Raw genomic sequence first — 17,031 nt, 5'->3', positions numbered from 1 at the left:
CCTCTTTTAATTATTATTTAATTTATTCCTTTTTACAACATTAGTTACCTTATTAGGGGGTTTCTAAGCTCCTGAATTGCCCTAAGGGGATCATTGGAATTGAAAATACTACTTCCTGCTATAACAGCATCAGCTCCTGAATTCAAAATTTCCTTCACGTTATTCCTGTTAACCCCTCCATCTACTTCAATAAAGGCCTTTGCATCTTTTCTTTGTATCAATTGCTTTAATTCCTTTATTTTTTCCAGTGTATCGGGAATAAAATCTTGTCCGCCAAAACCCGGATTTACAGCCATTAGGCAAACTGTATCTAAATCTTTGATGACGTATTCCAGGCTTCCTAAAGAGGTATGCGGATTTAAAGCTACCCCTGCTTTACAACCTAGGTTTTTTATTTGTTGCACCACGCTGTGCAAATGAAGGCAGGCCTCGGCGTGCACCGTAATTTGCTCCCCATATTTAGAAAAAACTTCCAAATACCTTTCAGGTTGAGCAATCATTAAGTGCAACTCGACCGGTTTCTTGTTGTGCTTATGAATAGCTTGTAAAACAGGGGTTCCGAAGGAGATATTGGGAACAAACATACCGTCCATTACATCCACATGCAGCCAGTCTGCTTCACTTCTATTAATAGTTTCGAGGGTTTTGCCCAGGTGGGCAAAATCTGTCGAAAGAATGGAAGGGGCAACCATGAGATTTTTCATATCAACTATATTTTATCGGCTAGTTCAAAATTCAAACTAAAACCCTTACACACTAAATCTACCTGAAGAAAATTATAAAACAGGTTCCAACACAATCTCTGTTATTACAGAGTTAGAGATAAAACACTCAGCATGTGCTTTATGGTGCATTTTTTTCATTTCTTCTTCATCAGGTATATGTTCCCCCGAGAATTCTACTTTGGGCCGTAAAAAAACCCTGGTCACAGCCTGTTTACCATCCTTGTTTTTCTCAACCACAGCAACGGTTTCATCTTTGTAACTCTTTATAATATACTTTTTAAAGGAGGCAATAGCCAGAAAAGTCAATAAGTGGCAGCTGGAGAGGGAAGCAGCGAAGGCTTCTTCAGGATTGACAAATTCAGCTTTCCCCAAATACTCTGGAGCTGCAGATGCAGTAATTTGCGAGCCTCCTCCAAAGATCCATTGATGGGTACGTGTATAATTCTTATAGGAGAAATCCTCGGAATCGGATTTCCATTCTAGTTTAACTTTAAATTCTGACATTATTTTCTTGTTTTAATTCATGAATTTGTTTTATACGGCCTCCGGGAAAGGCAGTTTTCTTATTGTTATAAGCTAATAATCTCAAAGCATTGCCCACTACCAATAATGTAGAACCTTCGTGAACCAGTACTGCTATACCAATGTTGGCAAACCCGAAGATAGTGGCCGGAATTAATAAAGCTACAATCCCCAGGCTTACCCAAAGGTTTTGTTTGATGATGCTTTTGGCTTTCCGGCTCAAACCTATTGCAAAGGGCAGCGTTTCCAGTTTATCGGCCATCAGGGCTATATCGGCGGTTTCCAGAGCTACATCAGATCCTGCTGCCCCCATTGCAATACCCACGGTACTATGTGCCATAGCGGGAGCATCATTCACTCCATCGCCCACCATGGCTACTTTGTCCTCCTGTTTCTTTAATTTTTTAATAGCATCTACCTTTTCCTCGGGAAGCAGGCTTCCCCAGGCATCGGTAAGGCCAATTTCTTTGGCCACCGCATCAGCCACTTTTTGGTTATCCCCGGTGAGCATGATCATACGTTTAATACCGATTTTTTTAAGCTCCTCCAAGGTGGCTTTAGCTTCTTCCCGTGGAGTGTCCATAAGGGAAATAATTCCAATATACTCCTCATTCCTGCGTATCAACATTGTCGTGTTCCCTGCGGCTTCCTGTTCCCTTACTTTTTCAACGATTTCTTCTGAAGGCTTTTGATCATCGAGGGCTTCAAAGAGCTCAAGATTCCCCATATACACCTTATCTTCCCCGAGGCTGGCTTTTATACCTTTTCCTAAAACAGCTTCCATATTACTTGCTTCCGGAAATTGTGCATTTCCCAGGCGTTCTTTGCCGTCCCGTACCACTGCTTTTGCAAGGGGGTGGTTGCTTAAAGCCTCTACAGCTACAGCTGTTTTTAGCAGTTCCTCTTCACTTACGTCCGTTAAAGTGATAACTTTGGTGAGCTTTGGTTTGCCTTCAGTAAGGGTACCGGTTTTGTCAAAAGCAATAGCGGTGAGCACGCCAAGGTCTTCCAGGGGCCGCCCTCCCTTTACCAGAACACCACCCCTGGCTGCACGAGCCACTCCGCTAAGTACAGCACTGGGTGTGGAAATGGCCAGGGCACAGGGACTGGCAGCCACTAAAACTGCCATAGCCCTGTAGAAACTCTCACTAAAAGGTTCATCAATGACCAGAAAGGCGAAATTCAGCAAAACCACCAGGGCCAAAACCGATGGCACAAAATATTTTTCAAACTTATCAGTCAATAATTGGGTAGGTGATTTCTGTGTCTGGGCTTCATTCACTAATGTCACCAGTCTTGACAGTGTAGAATCCTGAGAGGTTTTTATCACCTTTACTTCCAGGGTACTATTGCCGTTGATGGTTCCCGCAAAAACCCGATGTTCTTCTTTTATTTCGCTTTCTTTTGAATAGTCCCTGTCAGGATCGGGTACGGGGGACTTATCCACAGGGACGCTCTCACCGGTGATGGGTGCCTGGTTCACACTACTATTGCCATTAACAACAACACCATCGGCAGAAATTTTGGTGTTGGATCTCACTACAACAATATCACCTATCTGAAGCTCTTCTATTTTTACTTCCTGCGTCTTTCCATCTCGTTTTATCAGAGCAGTTTTAGGTGCAAGGTCTGCTAAAGCTGCAATAGATTTTCGCGCCTTGTTCATGGCGTAATTTTCCAGTGCATGGCCCAGGCTAAATAGGAAGAGGAGCAAAGCCCCTTCTGCCCATTCTCCCAGAATGGCTGCCCCGATGGCCGCGACCAGCATAAGGAAATCAATTTCGAAACCTCCTTTGGCAACCGTTTCAATGGCTTCTTTTGCCGTGTAATAGCCCCCAAAGAAATAGGCGCCTATGTACAAGGCCAAACTTGCCCATTCGGGCACAGTTTCCAGGTAGGAAAGGCCAAAACCGGTGCCCAATAACACCCCGCAAATAATGGAAAAGTACATCTCAGTATTTTTTCCTAAAATACCCCCGTGGTCATGAGCGTGGCCTTCATCTTTAAGCTCTGCCTCTTTGTTGGAATGTTTATGGGTTTCAGCCGTTTCAGGAGGCACTTTTTTATTCTTTTTGGCAGTCTTGATTTTCAGGCCTTCGTTCCTCAGGATTTGACGAAAATCTTCTTCATCAGTTTTAGCCTTTATGAATTCCAGCCTTACGATTCCCGATTCGGATACCGAGGCTTCCATTATCTCCTCCAATCCTCTCAGGGCATTTTGAATTTTCCTCGCATGCCTTGCATGTCGTATTCCCTCAACCTCCAACAGGGTATGTCCAAATTCATTGGTCAATGATGCCCCTGCCTGTTTTGCGAGTTTTGTAATATGGGCAATGGAAATAATGTCGGGATCGTAATGAAAACAAAGCTGAGGGGTATCATCCTCTTTTTCAGAAACAATATGCACCTTTTCAATACCTTCCCTGTTTTGCAGGTGATCCATTAGCCTCTGCACACATTGATCGTTCTCATCGGGAACTTCCGGCAGGAGTATTGGCAGTTTTACTTGCGTTTTTTTCATTTTTTCTATCGGTTTTTCGATTCTTGTCCGGTAAACTCTCGCTGAAATCTTTAAATTGGCGATGATCTTTTAATTAATGCGCCTTCACCTCCTTGAACTTCTACTTTGTTTTTTAAGTTTAAATATCCTTTTTCTTACAGCGACCATGAAAGCAAGAGCTATCCCCAGCAATGCAAAAAGAAGGTTCATCAAGATTTGATTTTTATCACTAAAATTGAATATTTCCTGGTAACTCTCAGGGAGGTACTTCCACCAATTTTCATCTCCCTGTAAATAATTCATTTGTAGGGAAAGAACCAGCGGTTGCATGATCAATATTCCAAAGACCACACCTGTTAGAATCGCTATAAAAATTTTTCGCCTCCTCATAATTTCTTGTCTTTTTTTCAGGTTCCCCTAAAGAAAGGCAATCGGCAAAATCATGCAGTGAACCAGCCATTATGGCAATACTGCCCGAAAGAAAACCACCAATCAATTCGACTACCGTAAAGGTCAGGTTGAGAAAAAAGGCGGTTCTGGTATAGATTAACGGTTTTGCCCGAAACATTTATAAATTCTGCCAACATACCTCCGCCAAAATTTCCTAAGGCAGGCATGGCTGCAAACAATAGAACAGTCAAAAAATCATTCATAGATCATTTCTTCTTTTCAGTTATAAGTTACAACTTTCCTTATGGCATCTATATGTCTCCTTTATTACTTCCTGTATTTTTAATTTCGAGCTACAAAAAATTATGCCTGAAAAGGAAATCCCATTAGTAAGACAAACAGTTAGAACTTCCTTTACAGGACTTATTTTATTGTTGTTGCTCCCCGTCAATCAAATTTCTTTATGGATTTTCCCGTCTTTATTTGAAACGCATCTTCAATATCTGAAACATAAATAATTCCGTCGCCAGGATCCGTTGTCTTTCCATTTTCGACTATGATGTCTATTGCTTTTCGTGCTTCTTCATTTTGGCACACCAGTTCCAGTTTCACTACGGGACTATCTGTAATGCGAAAATCAAGGGAGGGGCTGGCACCTTTGGCTTTGAATGCACCGGTCCCTTCCCCTTGCGAAAGGGTCATGCTATTAAAGCCACTATCACTAAGGGCTTCAACTACTTTTTGTACTCTTTTTGGTTTTATAAATGCTTTTATTTCTTTCATCGCTATAGTTTGTATTAAGGATGAACCCTCTGGGTTAACTAATTAAGACAAACATTATACAGAGAGCCCATCCATTTAAGTTTTTAATTTAATGACCGTGAGAAGTCTGGCTCTTCTTCATTTCTGCTATCAAATAATAAGCATTGTTCCACGCCACCTTTGCACCTTCAGGTAAAGGTTGCAATAATTTAATTTCCACCCATCCTTCATTTTCTTCTCCTGTCACCACTTCCACCGGCTTAAAAGACCACTCGGTTTCCCCGTCCTCCTCGTGCTCTTCAGCAATAAAGATGTAGGATTTGTCTTCTTCCTCAATAATTGCTTCTTTCGGTAAGGCTGTTACTTCTGTTCCTGTGCCCGTAACGATCCTGCCGTTGATGTACATGCCCGGTACCAGGTTTTCTGAATCTTCCTGTATCTCTGCATGCACGTGGACAGCCCTGGGATTCTGTTCAAATTTCTTGCCGATAGAATAAATTTCAGCAGTATAAGTCTGGCCGGGCACTGATTCCATTTGTAACAGGACCTTTTGTCCCTCCTTGACTTTATATACATCTTTGGCAAAGACCATTAAATCTGCATGCACATGTTCGGCGTTGATCACTTCGAATAGCTCGGTTTGGGGATCAACATATTGTCCTACCTGCACACTTACATCTTCAATGCTCCCTTTTATTGGACTGACTACAGGAACATTCTCGACAATATTTCCTTCTCGTATGCCAGCAACATTAAGGTTTAACTGCCTGAGCTGTGATTCAAACCCTTGAACCTCTGCCTGCACAACACGATAATCGGCCTGTGCCTGTTGAAAAAGTTTGCCTGAACCTACTTCTTGTTCATAAAGCCTTTGTTGACGATTAAATTCTTGCTCCAGGTTCTGCAAACGGCTGTAAGCTGTCATATAATCGGTTTGTAACCTGGTGAGGTTAGGATGGGATAGATATGCCAGTACCTTACCTTTGCTTACTTGATCCCCCTCAATGACCTCAATAGAAGTTATATTGGCTCCTATAAAAGCAGTTACTGTAGCTTCATATTGTGGTGGGACTTCCAGTTGTCCGGTAGCTTCTACTATATCGGAAATGGGCCTTGTGGGCAGGGTGTCCACTTTTATTTCCAAACTGTTGAACTTGAGACTGGAAAGATGCACTTCACCCATTCCTCCTCCTTCTTCTCCTTCTTCATGACCTCCTTCTTCTTCTGCAGAATGTTCTTCCTGAGCTTCAGGGGACGCTTCTTCCGTACCTTTGCCTTCTCCGCCATTGCAGGCTGAAAGAAAGCTTACCGTAATGAGCAATGTGAACAGTTTTATAATGTGCTTTTTCATTTTTATATCTTTGTCTATTAATTAATTATCTTATTCTGAAGTATTTATATAATATTCGAGTTGGGAGCGGCTATCAAGATAGCTGCCCAATGCCTGCCAGGCATTCACTTCTATGCGTACGGCATCGCGTATGTTTTGCAGGAAAGTCACATAGTCAATTGCTCCTTCCCGATAAGCGATGATGGCCCCTGCCCGCTGTTCTCTGGCCAAGGGTAGCGCTTCTTCCTGATAGTATGTCCAGGAATTAAGCCACTTCAGGTATTCTTCGCGTGCCTCAGCATAAGCTGTCTTTAGCTCAAACTGCGTCTGCTGTAAATTAGCTTCAGCTATTTCGCGGTTTATTTTTGCTGATTGTGTTCTGCCCAATTCAGGTCCAAAGAACAAAGGAATGCTGATCCCTACCTGATATTGATAAAAGCCGGTTTGGCCGTCAATTTTCTGCCTGCCGTACTGCGCCTGAAATTTCGGAAGAAACTGCGATCGCCTCTCCCTTAGGGTTGCATCAGCCACCTCTATCCTTTGTTCATACACATTGAGCAGGGGATGGTTCCCAAGGGGTTGCAGTAATCCGCTAATGGGCTCATCAAACTGATCGGCAGGAACATTAGGTACCGTGTAAAGTGTGTCACTGGCAAACCACAGGTTGAATCGCTGCAAGGCTCCAAGATAATCCCTATAGGCCTGCTCTTTTTGTATTTCAACTTCATTGCCCTGGTTTACCGTAGCCAGGTATTCAAGTCTCGAGATTGTCTCTGTTTCCAACCTGATCTGTGCAGCTCTCTCAATATCGGTAAAGGCTGAATCCAGACTGTATAAGGTCTCATACTCATTTTTAGCAGCATATACCGACGCCCAGGCCTGACTTACCTCCAGTTCTACTTCAAGAATGGAAAGATCAAGGGCTTCTTCTGCCAGGGCCACCCTTTCCTTCTGCAACTTCAGGCGTGGCGCAATACCAAAGATGTCGATATTCTGTTGCTGAACCCCAATTTGTGTATAGACACCAAGATCAGCATTACTCGAACCACCGCTAATTTCTTCTGCGCCGGTGAATATCTGGGTATTACCAAGGTCCCAGGCCGTTTTCTTTAAAGCCTGCTGACTTTCTATCTCCAGGGCAGCAGCTCTTATTCTCGGAAAAGCCTCTATTGCCCGTTCCTTGGCCTCTTCTAACGAGAGGACTGGCAAAGAATCCTGTTGGACAATTATTTCAGCCTGAGCCGGAGAATTTTTCTGTGAAGAACTGTTTTCCTGTGCCTCTGCAGGGGTGCTAAATCCTAAGAGGCTTCCGACAGAAAGCAATGCCACCACTATTGCAGGGGCTGGTGCAAAGCCATTATTGTTATTACTATTTCTTCTGTTTTTCATATTTTCTATTAAAGTATAAAGGACTGGCAACACCACAAGGGTGAGAAGGGTAGCTGTAAGCATACCTCCAATAACCACGGTTGCTAAAGGGCGCTGCACCTCTGCACCGGCCGAAGAAGAAAATGCCATTGGCATAAATCCTAAAATATCTGTTACCGCTGTAAGCATGATCGGCCTGATTCGTTCTTTCGTACCCATAAAAATCCGGTCTTTGATACTGGTTACGCCTTCTTCTTTTAATGAATTAAAGCGATTCACCAGGACCAGACCGTTAAGTACTGCCACTCCAAAGAGCACGATAAAGCCTACACCTGCAGAGATACTAAAGGGCATGTCCCGGAGCCACAGGGCGAAAACACCCCCAATGGCCGCTAATGGAATGGCCATATAAATCATGATAGACTGCGAGAATGAGCCCAGGGCAAAATACAGCAGCACGAATATCAGCAAGAGAGCGATAGGCACCACAATAATCAGGCGGTCTTTGGCATTTTGAAGGTTCTCAAACTCACCGCCATAAGAAATGTAGTAACCTGGAGGTAAATCCAGTTCGGCACCCAGTTTTGCCTGAATATCATTCACAACCGACTCTACGTCACGGCCCCTCACATTTACCCCAACGTATGTTCTGCGATAGGTGTCGTCTCTGGAAATTTGCATTGGCCCGGGAACAAAGCTGATATCAGCTACTTCATTAATCGGGACTTGGGTACCATTAGGCAGATCAATGTATAAAGTCCGTATATCTTCAATACTCTGTCGGTGCTCTTCATCAAAGCGCACTACCAGGTCGAAACGTCTTTCTCCTTCAAAAACCACTCCTGCCACTCCACCTGCAAAAGCGGTATTTATATATTCATTTATTTTTTCGATTTCCAGCCCGTACTGTGCTAACTTGTCACGATTGTAGCGTACCGTCATTTGTGGGAGACCAGAAGTTCTCTCTGCATTTACATCTCCTGTTCCGGGTACAGTTTGAATAATCTCTGCCATTTCCTGAACCTTAGTGGATAGAACTTCCAAATCCTCGCCATAGAGTTTTACCGCAATATCTTCTCTTACCCCTTCCAATAGCTCATTAAACCTTAGCTCTATAGGTTGGGTAAAAACAAGGTTGACACCTGTGAGGTTTTTATTGAGTAGGTCCTGGATTTGTTCAATGAGTTCCTCTTTTGTGTCAGCAGAAACCCATTTGTCCCTGTCTTTTTCGAGTATGATGTACATATCTGCTATATCCATCGGCATGGGATCAGTAGGAATATCGGCCACCCCAATTCGGGCTGTTGCTGTCTCTATTTCCGGGAAGTTGTCCAAAAGTAAGGTCTCAATTTTTTTAGAGACTTCAATAGATTCATTTAATGAACTACCTGGACGGATTAAAGCTTGCATGGCAATGTCCCCTTCATCCAGCTGCGGAATAAATTCTCCCCCCATCGCGGAAAAAACATAGCCTGCAGCCCCCAATAAAACAATAGATCCTATGATCACCGCAGCTTTGAGGCGGAGGGAAGCTTTTAAGAGCGGAAGGTAAGCACGGTGAATGCCACCAATGATTTTATCACTGACTCTTTCCAGCCAGCGTTCTAACTTGCCATACCAGTTTTTCTTGTTTTCAATCGGCTTCATAAACAATGCCGTCATCATAGGAACGTAGGTAAGGCACAAGATAATGGCACCTATCATTGCAAAACCAAAAGTATAGGCCATTGGCTTGAACATTTTGCCTTCCACTCCTGTTAGGAACAAGATGGGTGTAAACACAATAAGGATGATAACCTGGCCGAAAAATGCCGACCCCATCATAGTGCTTCCGGAATCGTAAGCGACCTCATCCATGACCGCCTGATTAAATTTGACTTTTCCGGCTTTGATCCTTTTATGGATTTCATAAACGGCACCTTCTATAATAATAACCGCCCCATCAATAATTATCCCGAAGTCAATGGCCCCCAGGCTCATTAAATTTGCCCAAACCCCAAACTGCTTCATCAGGATGAAGGCAAAGAGCAAGGACAGCGGAATGGTAGTGGCTGTAATGAGGCCCCCACGCAAACTCCCCAATAGGAATACCAATGCAAAGATTACGATTAAAGCACCTTCCAACAGGTTTTTAGTCACGGTATCGGTTGTTCTTCCAATAAGGGCGCTTTGGTCAATGATGGGCCTTATTTCAAGTCCTTCCGGCAAGGATTCTTCTACCTCCGCCATCCTTTCCTGGACCCTCTGTATTACCGCATTGGGGTTTGAGCCCCTCAGCATCATAATAATACCGCCCACAGCTTCCTCTCCATCCTGAGTAAAAGCACCATAACGCACCTGACTTCCGAAACTCACTTTTTCGGCAATATTTCCAACTGTAACAGGAATCCCGTTTTCATTGGTAACCACTATTTTCCTGATGTCATCTAAAGACTGGATCAGGCCTTCTCCCCGAATGAAGTTGGACATTCTGTTCCTTTCAATGTAGGCTCCCCCGGTATTTACATTGTTCCGGGCCAGGGCCTCGTAAACCTGGGAGATGCTTACATCCAGCGCATTTAATTTCTCAGGACTAATAGCTACTTCGTACTGTTTGATGTATCCTCCAAAGGAATTCACTTCTACAACACCTTCAAGGAGTGTCAGCTGTCTCTTAATAATCCAGTCCTGAATACTTCGGAGCTCCGTAGGAGTATACTCCTCTTCATAATCTGGTTGTGGCTGGATGGTATATTCATAAATCTGTCCCAGCCCGGTGGAAATAGGCCCCATAGTTGGGCTACCAAAGTTTTCGGGAATGGTTTCCTGCAGCTCTGTCAATTTTTCCTGAACCAGCTGCCGGGGCAAATAAGTTCCCATGTCATCTTCAAAGACGATGGTTACCACGGATAGTCCAAAGCGGGAAACAGATCGTAATTCAGTCACCCCGGGGAGATTACCCATTGCCAGTTCGACCGGATAAGTGACAAACTGTTCAATATCTTCAGTACCTAAGCTGGGAGATTGGGTAATCACCTGTACCTGGTTATTTGTAATATCAGGAACTGAACCCAGGTTCACGGTCATCATCGACCATATTCCGGCTCCTATAAGTGCCAATGTTAGCAGTCCTACTATAAACTTGTTGTTTATAGAGAATGCTATAATTTTGTTAATCATTAATAATAGAATTTAATTCAACGTAAATAGATGAGATGGCCATTAAAGAAGTCAATGGCGTCAGGATATAATTATCCTATCACAAAAGTTAAATTAAACTTGGGGTGGTTGAAAGATAGTACCTAAACTGGCCGAGGAAAATGGAGGTTGGTAGAATAAAGAATTAGTTTTTGCTTCTGGAATTCCTAAGGAATAGGTTTCAAGATTCGGCGAATCAACATAGGCCATGCCATGATAACACGAGTGGTTGCCTTGTAATGGAAGTTCACCATCATGATTATCCTTCTCGTGGCCCGGAAATTTTTTCTGATCCCCATAATGATAATCTATGAAATCAAAAAAAGTAATACCGGTATCTGCCGATTGTTCTTTATAATGCTCAACAAGATTTGGTATTTTCAGTAGTTCACAGCACCAATCCGTTACTGGTCCCGAAGATTGGAACAAGAAAATGACGGATAAAAAAGTGGTTGCTAGAATTTTCACATTACAAAGATAAAAAATTTAAATGCAACAGAAGTGCAAAAGTAGAACTTCTAATATTTAGCGAATTGAAATGAAAATTTAAAACCGATGCCTGCGGCCATTTGAGCGGAAGAAATCAGATATTAAACCAGTTTTTAGAATGGATTAAACTGAGGTAATTCCTGGAAGAAATTTGGCGGGATGAATATCAACATAATACACTATTTCTCTATCATATTTAATAAGTTGCTTAAATAATAAATAATTTATATCTTAGCAGCTTTAAAATTTTTTATGAAACTTGAAATAATCTGTACACGTGCTGAAGCTAACCATACACAGCTATTGAATTGTCAGGCAACAATTGAAAGTTTGGACAACGGTTTCCAGCAGATGACAAAACTCCTTTCTATTGCCGGTAATGAGGTGCGTTTAAAGATTCTCTTCCTTTTAAACATGGAGAAGGAATTATGTCCCTGTGATATAGCAGACATTTTAAAAATGAGTATGCCGGCGATTTCGCAACATATTCGAAAAATTAAAGACGCCGGCTTTATTGTCTCCAGAAGGGAGGGGCAAACTTTATATTATTCGCTGGTAAATTCTGAAACCCAGGTTCTGGATAACATTTTGAGTTCAATTAAATCATCAAGAAAATCCGCTTAAAATGGATGCATCTCAAAATAGATCCAATAAAGCTGCTTTAAGCGGTGTAGTAGCGGCAACAGCAGCATCTTTATGTTGTATTGCACCAGTTCTTGCTTTGGTCGTGGGCACGAGTGGAATGGCTACTACCTTTTCGTGGATGGAACCTTTCCGGCCGTATTTAATTGCGCTCACGGTTTTAGTTCTGGGCCTGGCCTGGTATCAAAAACTAAGATCTAAAAAAGAAGCTGAAAGTGATTGCGGATGTGCAGAAGATGAAAAACCAACATTTCTGCAGTCAAAGAAGTTTTTACTGATTGTAACATTATTTGCAGGGCTCATGCTGGCTTTTCCCACTTACTCCGAAGTATTTTACAGCCAACCTACCAAGGAAATAGTCTATGTTTCACAATCAAATATTGTTAAGGAGGTATTTGTTGTAGAAGGAATGACCTGCGCAGGATGTGAAGCCCCTGTGGAAAATGAAGTCAATAAACTTGATGGCATTATTTCGGTAAAGGCAAATTATGAAAATGCCAATACGGTAGTCGAATATGACAAAACAAAAGTAGATAAGGCTGCAATTATTAGTGCTATAAGCAGTACCGGTTATAAGGTAGTTGATAAGTAACTTAAAAAGAACCAGATGAAAAATTATGATGTTTTTGTGATAGGTTCCGGAATGGCAGGAATGAATATTGCCAATAAATGTGCTTCTAAAGGGCTTAGGGTGGGAATCACAGATAAATTGCCCTATGGTGGTACCTGCGCTCTTCGTGGATGTGATCCCAAAAAGATCATGCTCGGCCCTACTGAAGTAAAACATTTGGCTGATAATCTACACGAGAAGCAAATTTCTGAAGTACCAGCTATCTACTGGCAGGAAGCAATGAAATTTAAACAGGATTTTGTGGATGCTATGCCGCCTAAAATTGAAAAAAGTTACGAAAAAAACAAAATTGATACCTTTCATAGATCAGCAAAATTTATTTCTGAAACTCAATTGCAGGTAGGAAATGAAACTATAGAAGCCGGAAAGATTATAATAGCCACGGGTGCAAAACCGAGAGAGCTGGAAATACCCGGGGAGGAGTACGCTATGGACAGTACAGATTTTCTGAATTTCCAGTTCCTGCCATCCTCTTTGCTGTTTATTGGCGGTGGGTACATCGCTTTTGAATTTGCACATATGGCTGCCCGTTTTGGCAGCAAAGTGACAATCGTTCACAAAGGGAGAAGACCGCTTGAAAATTTTGATCCTTTCATAGTAGATCAATTAACTGAAGCTACCAAACAAATGGGTATACAACTAGTTTTGAATACCAATGTTACCGCGATTGAAAAGGCGAATGGGGCTTTTTGCGTGACCGGAAAAGGTGAAAGCGGGGAAAAGAAATGGGAGGCGGCGCAGGTGATTAATTCTGCAGGAAGGTCTCCTGCCATTTTTGATATGGACCTGGAAAAAGCCAATGTTGCCTTTGGTGAAAAAGGAGTTGAAGTGAATGAATATTTGCAAAGCACCACTAATCCAAATGTCTATGCTGCCGGGGATGCAGCAGATACAGATGGTATTCCCCTTACACCTGTTGCAGTTATGGAAGGACATATTGTAGCATCCAATATATTAAAAGGCAACATTAAAAAACCAGATTATACCGCCATTCCCACTGTGGTTTTTACACTGCCCACAATGGCTTCGGTAGGATTTTCTGAAGAAGAAGCTGTTAAAAAAGGTTTAAACTTTAAGGTAAACAAGGATCGTGTTCCCGACTGGTTTACCGCAAAAAGGATCAACGAGAAAACCTATGCCTATAAGACTCTCATCGAGAAAGAAACCGGAAAAATTTTGGGAGCACATCTCATTGGCCCTCACGCCGAGGAAATTATAAATTTATTTGCCATGGCTATAAAAGCCGGATTTACTTCCAAAGATTTAAAAACCATAATCTTAACCTATCCTTCATCAAGTTCAGATGTTGTATATATGGTATGATTAATTAAAAAAATAAAAAAATGAATTCCTTTATAATTGAATCAACTATAACTTGTCCAGATTGCGGACATTCCAAGACAGAAGAAATGCCTACAGATGCCTGCCAGTTCTTTTATGAATGCGAGCAATGTAAAGAGGTTTTAAAACCCAAAGAGGGTGATTGTTGTGTATTCTGTTCTTATGGCAGCGTACCCTGTCCTCCTATCCAACAAAATAATACTTGCGGGTTTTCTAATTATTGCTAAAAAGTTACAATAAAAAAGATGGCTCATGGATATAAGAATAGGTAAAAGCGCTTAAAAAATACCTATAGGTCAAAATCAAGAGATTTTATTGAAGTGATGTTCTATTTAAAAATTGTTTTATGAGTGATTATAAGAAAGGAAGCCTTAGTCTTGGCAATACCGTTGCTATGGGTACTGGAGTAATGATTGGAGCAGGTATTTTTGCCCTTCTGGGGCAAATCGCTGAACTCTCCGGACAATATTTCGCACTATCATTTATAGTGGGTGGAGTAATTTCGGGATTTAGTGCTTATTCATATATTAAAATGGCCGATGCTTATCCTTCCGCAGGGGGGATAGCTATGTTCCTGAAAAAGGCCTACGGGAAAGGCACAATTACAGCATTTGCAGCGTTCTTCTGTATGGCATCCACATAAAATATACTATAGCAATTACAACCCCTGTTCCACTAACGATAAAGGTAATTTCAGGACTATCATAAAACCAGATCAGACCCGCCAATGTACTTGCCAACATTGTGGTAATGCTTTTTAATTCTTCATAAGTGTCAATAGCAGTAGCAGTGTCTTTTTTATCACAAATATTGCTTATCCATGCATTTGAAATGCCTTCGGTGTGAATATCTATTTAGAAATTAATCACACTATCCAATGCCTCATCGGTATCTTTATGCATAAAGTTAGATTGGTAATTTATTGTGGTAGTAATTGATGAATGCCTATATAGTTTTTGAAGCATATTGATCGGAATTTTATCCTCTGATATGTTTCCAAAGGTATGTCGTGCTATGTGCATTGTGACTTTTTTTGATATTTCGGCCTGTTCTGCAACGGATAACAAATATTTGTTGAATTTTTTGTTGGCTGTTTTTGTTTTAGCATAGACATCTTTGGCATCTTTTAAATTTGCCTTTTTCATTTCAGGAAATATAAAATCATCATCATTTTGTTTATTGTCCTGATAGTATTCCAAAATCGGAAATATTTTACCGGGGATTTTAAGGGATAACAATTTTGAATTCTTATTCATACGATAATGAAGCCTTTCATCATAAATGTCGCTCCAGCGAATTTTCAATACGTCAGCTACTCGAATTCCAGCAAAATAAAAACTAAAAAGCCAAACATTTCGAGCGTGAGTTTCGTTTTCATTCAGATTTTTAACGGATTCAAGTTTTATGACCTCATTTCTGGTTAGACCTATTTTTTCGGTTTCTGGGAATTTAATTCGTATTTTATCAGAACCGAAGGGATAGAGTTTTCTATCTACTATATCCAATTTAATAGCTCTATTATAGATAGTCCTAATCACTATAAGATTATTTACTATTGACCTTTCTGATAGGCTGTGTTTTTTACGTAAGTAGATTTTAAATTTCCTTAAAAATTGTTCATCTATTTCCTGAAAGGTAAGCTGCTTTGATTTGGAAAAGTTCAATACGTGGTTAACGCGAGCCTTATCGGTAGAGAGTCTTGACAATTTCTTATTTGCTTCTAGTTCATCAAGAAAATCTTTTGCAACCTCAAAGAAAGTAATAGATTCAGAAGAGGCATACAGTTTCTGTTTTATTTGATTAGCTGATATATCCTTTTTCCCCGATTGCAAATCAATTAGCATCTTATTAGCTTCAGAAAGTTTAGTGGTTAATAAGCCATTGAGACTATCTGCATTCAGATGTGATTTCCTAACTCGGATATTTTTCTCATCCCAATCTTTTAAATTTATATAATGACCTATATAATGATAGTTTGAACGGCGATTCTTTGTAATACGAACCGCCAGTGGATACAGTCCTTCTTTATTGGGTTTTTTTCTGAGTACTATTTTTGCATTTGACGTCACCTCTTTGATTTTAGAACTATAAAGATAATCATTTTTGGTACAACATAGGTACAACAAACTTTGATTTTAAACCATATCAAATGAAATTAATAAAAATTACATTTCTGTTAATCAATTGTTTATAAGTATAATTAGTTTAATTTATCATTAAAAACGCAGGATTCAAAATCCAGTTTCTTCGGAAGTGCGGGTTCGATTCCCGCCTCGAGTACTTTTTGTATAACAAATGAAACTAAAACCCCGTAAACTTCACTGTTTACGGGGTTTTTTATTTTTATTGAGGTTAGTAATTTTAATATCAATAGATATTTTAATGAGTTCTGTATTAGGATCAACCGCTCAAAGAGTAAGGCAACAATCTTTGATAATTTAATAACTAAAATTGTCAACAAGGATAAAGTGTATCACAAGCAAATTATATGTAACTAACTACTGACCTCAATAATATTATTTTTTACTTCCTGCTTTGTTAATTTTTCAAAGCGGCCCAGGATTTTTTGAAAAAACGCTTCTCTTAATTCTGGTGTATCTTCAATTCCCGGTGCTAACGGAATTAAAAATATACCAGATTCTTTTCTCTGGAGCATTCTCAACATCTGTAACAGAACGGAAACTGGCATAGAAGAGAGGATTCTCCGGCCACCTGGGATTATCATAAATAGCATCGGCATGTTTTTTAAAATTTGTGTGAAAAAACAAGGTGTGGTGTGCAACGTTTTTAATTTTCTTGTCAAAACCAACATAGAAAAGCAGGGAAGAAGGCGCGAAAATTTTCTTCTCCCAGTATTTTTCCGGTTACTGTCTTTTATATTCCGGAAGTAAGATCTCGGTGTGGTGATAGTCTGCCCCGCTAAGGACAATTTCAGATGTTATTTCCTTTCCATTTATCGCAATGCCGGTAGCTGAATCTCCCGTAAGGTTGATCTTTTCTACAGAAGCATTTGTATGGACCAGCGATTCTGCAAGCGCTTTAATGCTTTTAATCACCTCATACATGCCTCCTTTTGGATGCCACGTGCCCAGAGCAAAGTCTGCATAATTCCTATAACTGTAAAATGCCGGTGTATTACTGGCCTTGGCACCAA

Annotated in this window: 14 protein-coding genes and 2 pseudogenes; 6 read left to right on the top strand and 10 right to left on the bottom strand. The window is 40.9% G+C overall.

Annotated features, from left to right (window positions below; genetic code table 11):
• Nucleotides 1-44: 44 nt before the first annotated feature.
• The 8 genes from rpe to RM545_RS10295 all read right to left on the bottom strand — a co-directional run bounded on the left by rpe (nt 45) and on the right by RM545_RS10295 (nt 11,242).
• The gene (rpe, locus tag RM545_RS10330) at nt 45-704 is read right to left on the bottom strand and encodes a ribulose-phosphate 3-epimerase (RefSeq protein ID WP_168025983.1); all 660 of its coding nucleotides are present in this window, start codon (nt 702-704) and stop codon (nt 45-47) included.
• Between the two features lie 72 nt (nt 705-776).
• Entirely contained in the window at nt 777-1,229 is a 453-nt protein-coding gene (locus tag RM545_RS10325; RefSeq protein ID WP_168025984.1) for an OsmC family protein, read from the bottom strand.
• Nucleotides 1,216-3,768, bottom strand: a complete 2,553-nt coding sequence (locus RM545_RS10320; RefSeq protein ID WP_168025985.1) for a heavy metal translocating P-type ATPase — start codon at nt 3,766-3,768, stop codon at nt 1,216-1,218. Before RM545_RS10320 ends, RM545_RS10325 begins: the two co-directional genes overlap by 14 nt.
• A gap of 259 nt (nt 3,769-4,027) precedes the next feature.
• Nucleotides 4,028-4,315, bottom strand: a complete 288-nt coding sequence (locus RM545_RS10315; protein ID WP_168025986.1) for a cation efflux transmembrane domain-containing protein — start codon at nt 4,313-4,315, stop codon at nt 4,028-4,030.
• 269 nt (nt 4,316-4,584) lie between these two features.
• Entirely contained in the window at nt 4,585-4,920 is a 336-nt protein-coding gene (locus RM545_RS10310) for a P-II family nitrogen regulator (RefSeq protein WP_168025987.1), read from the bottom strand.
• Between the two features lie 88 nt (nt 4,921-5,008).
• Nucleotides 5,009-6,250: an efflux RND transporter periplasmic adaptor subunit gene (locus tag RM545_RS10305; RefSeq protein ID WP_168025988.1), complete on the bottom strand. Its 1,242-nt coding sequence runs from the start codon at nt 6,248-6,250 to the stop codon at nt 5,009-5,011.
• A 30-nt stretch (nt 6,251-6,280) separates the two neighbouring features.
• Nucleotides 6,281-10,756, bottom strand: a complete 4,476-nt coding sequence (locus tag RM545_RS10300; protein WP_168025989.1) for a CusA/CzcA family heavy metal efflux RND transporter — start codon at nt 10,754-10,756, stop codon at nt 6,281-6,283.
• Between the two features lie 93 nt (nt 10,757-10,849).
• Complete coding sequence (locus RM545_RS10295; RefSeq protein WP_168025990.1) at nt 10,850-11,242, bottom strand: hypothetical protein; 393 nt, start codon at nt 11,240-11,242, stop codon at nt 10,850-10,852.
• A gap of 273 nt (nt 11,243-11,515) precedes the next feature.
• On the opposite strand from RM545_RS10295, the gene RM545_RS10290 reads away from it, so the two are divergent.
• The 5 genes from RM545_RS10290 (at nt 11,516) to RM545_RS10270 (ending at nt 14,520) form a co-directional block, all read left to right on the top strand.
• Nucleotides 11,516-11,887 carry an ArsR/SmtB family transcription factor gene (locus RM545_RS10290; protein ID WP_168025991.1) on the top strand — a complete coding sequence of 124 codons (372 nt, stop codon included), beginning with the start codon at nt 11,516-11,518 and terminating at the stop codon, nt 11,885-11,887.
• 1 nt (nt 11,888) lies between these two features.
• On the top strand, nt 11,889-12,497 hold the full coding sequence (gene merTP, locus RM545_RS10285; protein WP_168025992.1) for a mercuric transport protein MerTP: 609 nt from the start codon (nt 11,889-11,891) through the stop codon (nt 12,495-12,497).
• Between the two features lie 15 nt (nt 12,498-12,512).
• Entirely contained in the window at nt 12,513-13,859 is a 1,347-nt protein-coding gene (locus tag RM545_RS10280) for a dihydrolipoyl dehydrogenase family protein (protein WP_168025993.1), read from the top strand.
• Nucleotides 13,860-13,879: 20 nt separating this feature from the next.
• On the top strand, nt 13,880-14,104 hold the full coding sequence (locus RM545_RS10275) for a GDCCVxC domain-containing (seleno)protein (protein ID WP_168025994.1): 225 nt from the start codon (nt 13,880-13,882) through the stop codon (nt 14,102-14,104).
• Nucleotides 14,105-14,223: 119 nt separating this feature from the next.
• On the top strand, nt 14,224-14,520 hold the full coding sequence (locus tag RM545_RS10270) for an amino acid permease (RefSeq protein WP_168025995.1): 297 nt from the start codon (nt 14,224-14,226) through the stop codon (nt 14,518-14,520).
• Nucleotides 14,521-14,731: 211 nt separating this feature from the next.
• On the opposite strand, the gene RM545_RS10265 is transcribed toward RM545_RS10270, so the two are convergent.
• A complete protein-coding gene (locus RM545_RS10265) occupies nt 14,732-15,946 on the bottom strand; it encodes a site-specific integrase (RefSeq protein WP_168025996.1) in 1,215 nt (404 codons plus the stop codon).
• 282 nt (nt 15,947-16,228) lie between these two features.
• Here RM545_RS10265 and RM545_RS10260 point away from each other — a divergent pair.
• Nucleotides 16,229-16,375 (top strand): annotated as a pseudogene (locus RM545_RS10260) (IS1595 family transposase); the annotation flags it as partial.
• An 11-nt stretch (nt 16,376-16,386) separates the two neighbouring features.
• Here the strand turns inward: RM545_RS10260 and RM545_RS10255 are convergent.
• Nucleotides 16,387-17,031: pseudogene (locus RM545_RS10255) on the bottom strand (phytoene desaturase family protein); the annotation flags it as partial.

The organism is Autumnicola lenta, from assembly GCF_031846515.1.
In the GTDB taxonomy this organism is placed as follows: domain Bacteria; phylum Bacteroidota; class Bacteroidia; order Flavobacteriales; family Flavobacteriaceae; genus Autumnicola; species Autumnicola lenta.
Note: the sequence above shows the minus strand (reverse complement) of the source record. Positions and strands in the feature narration are given on the sequence as shown.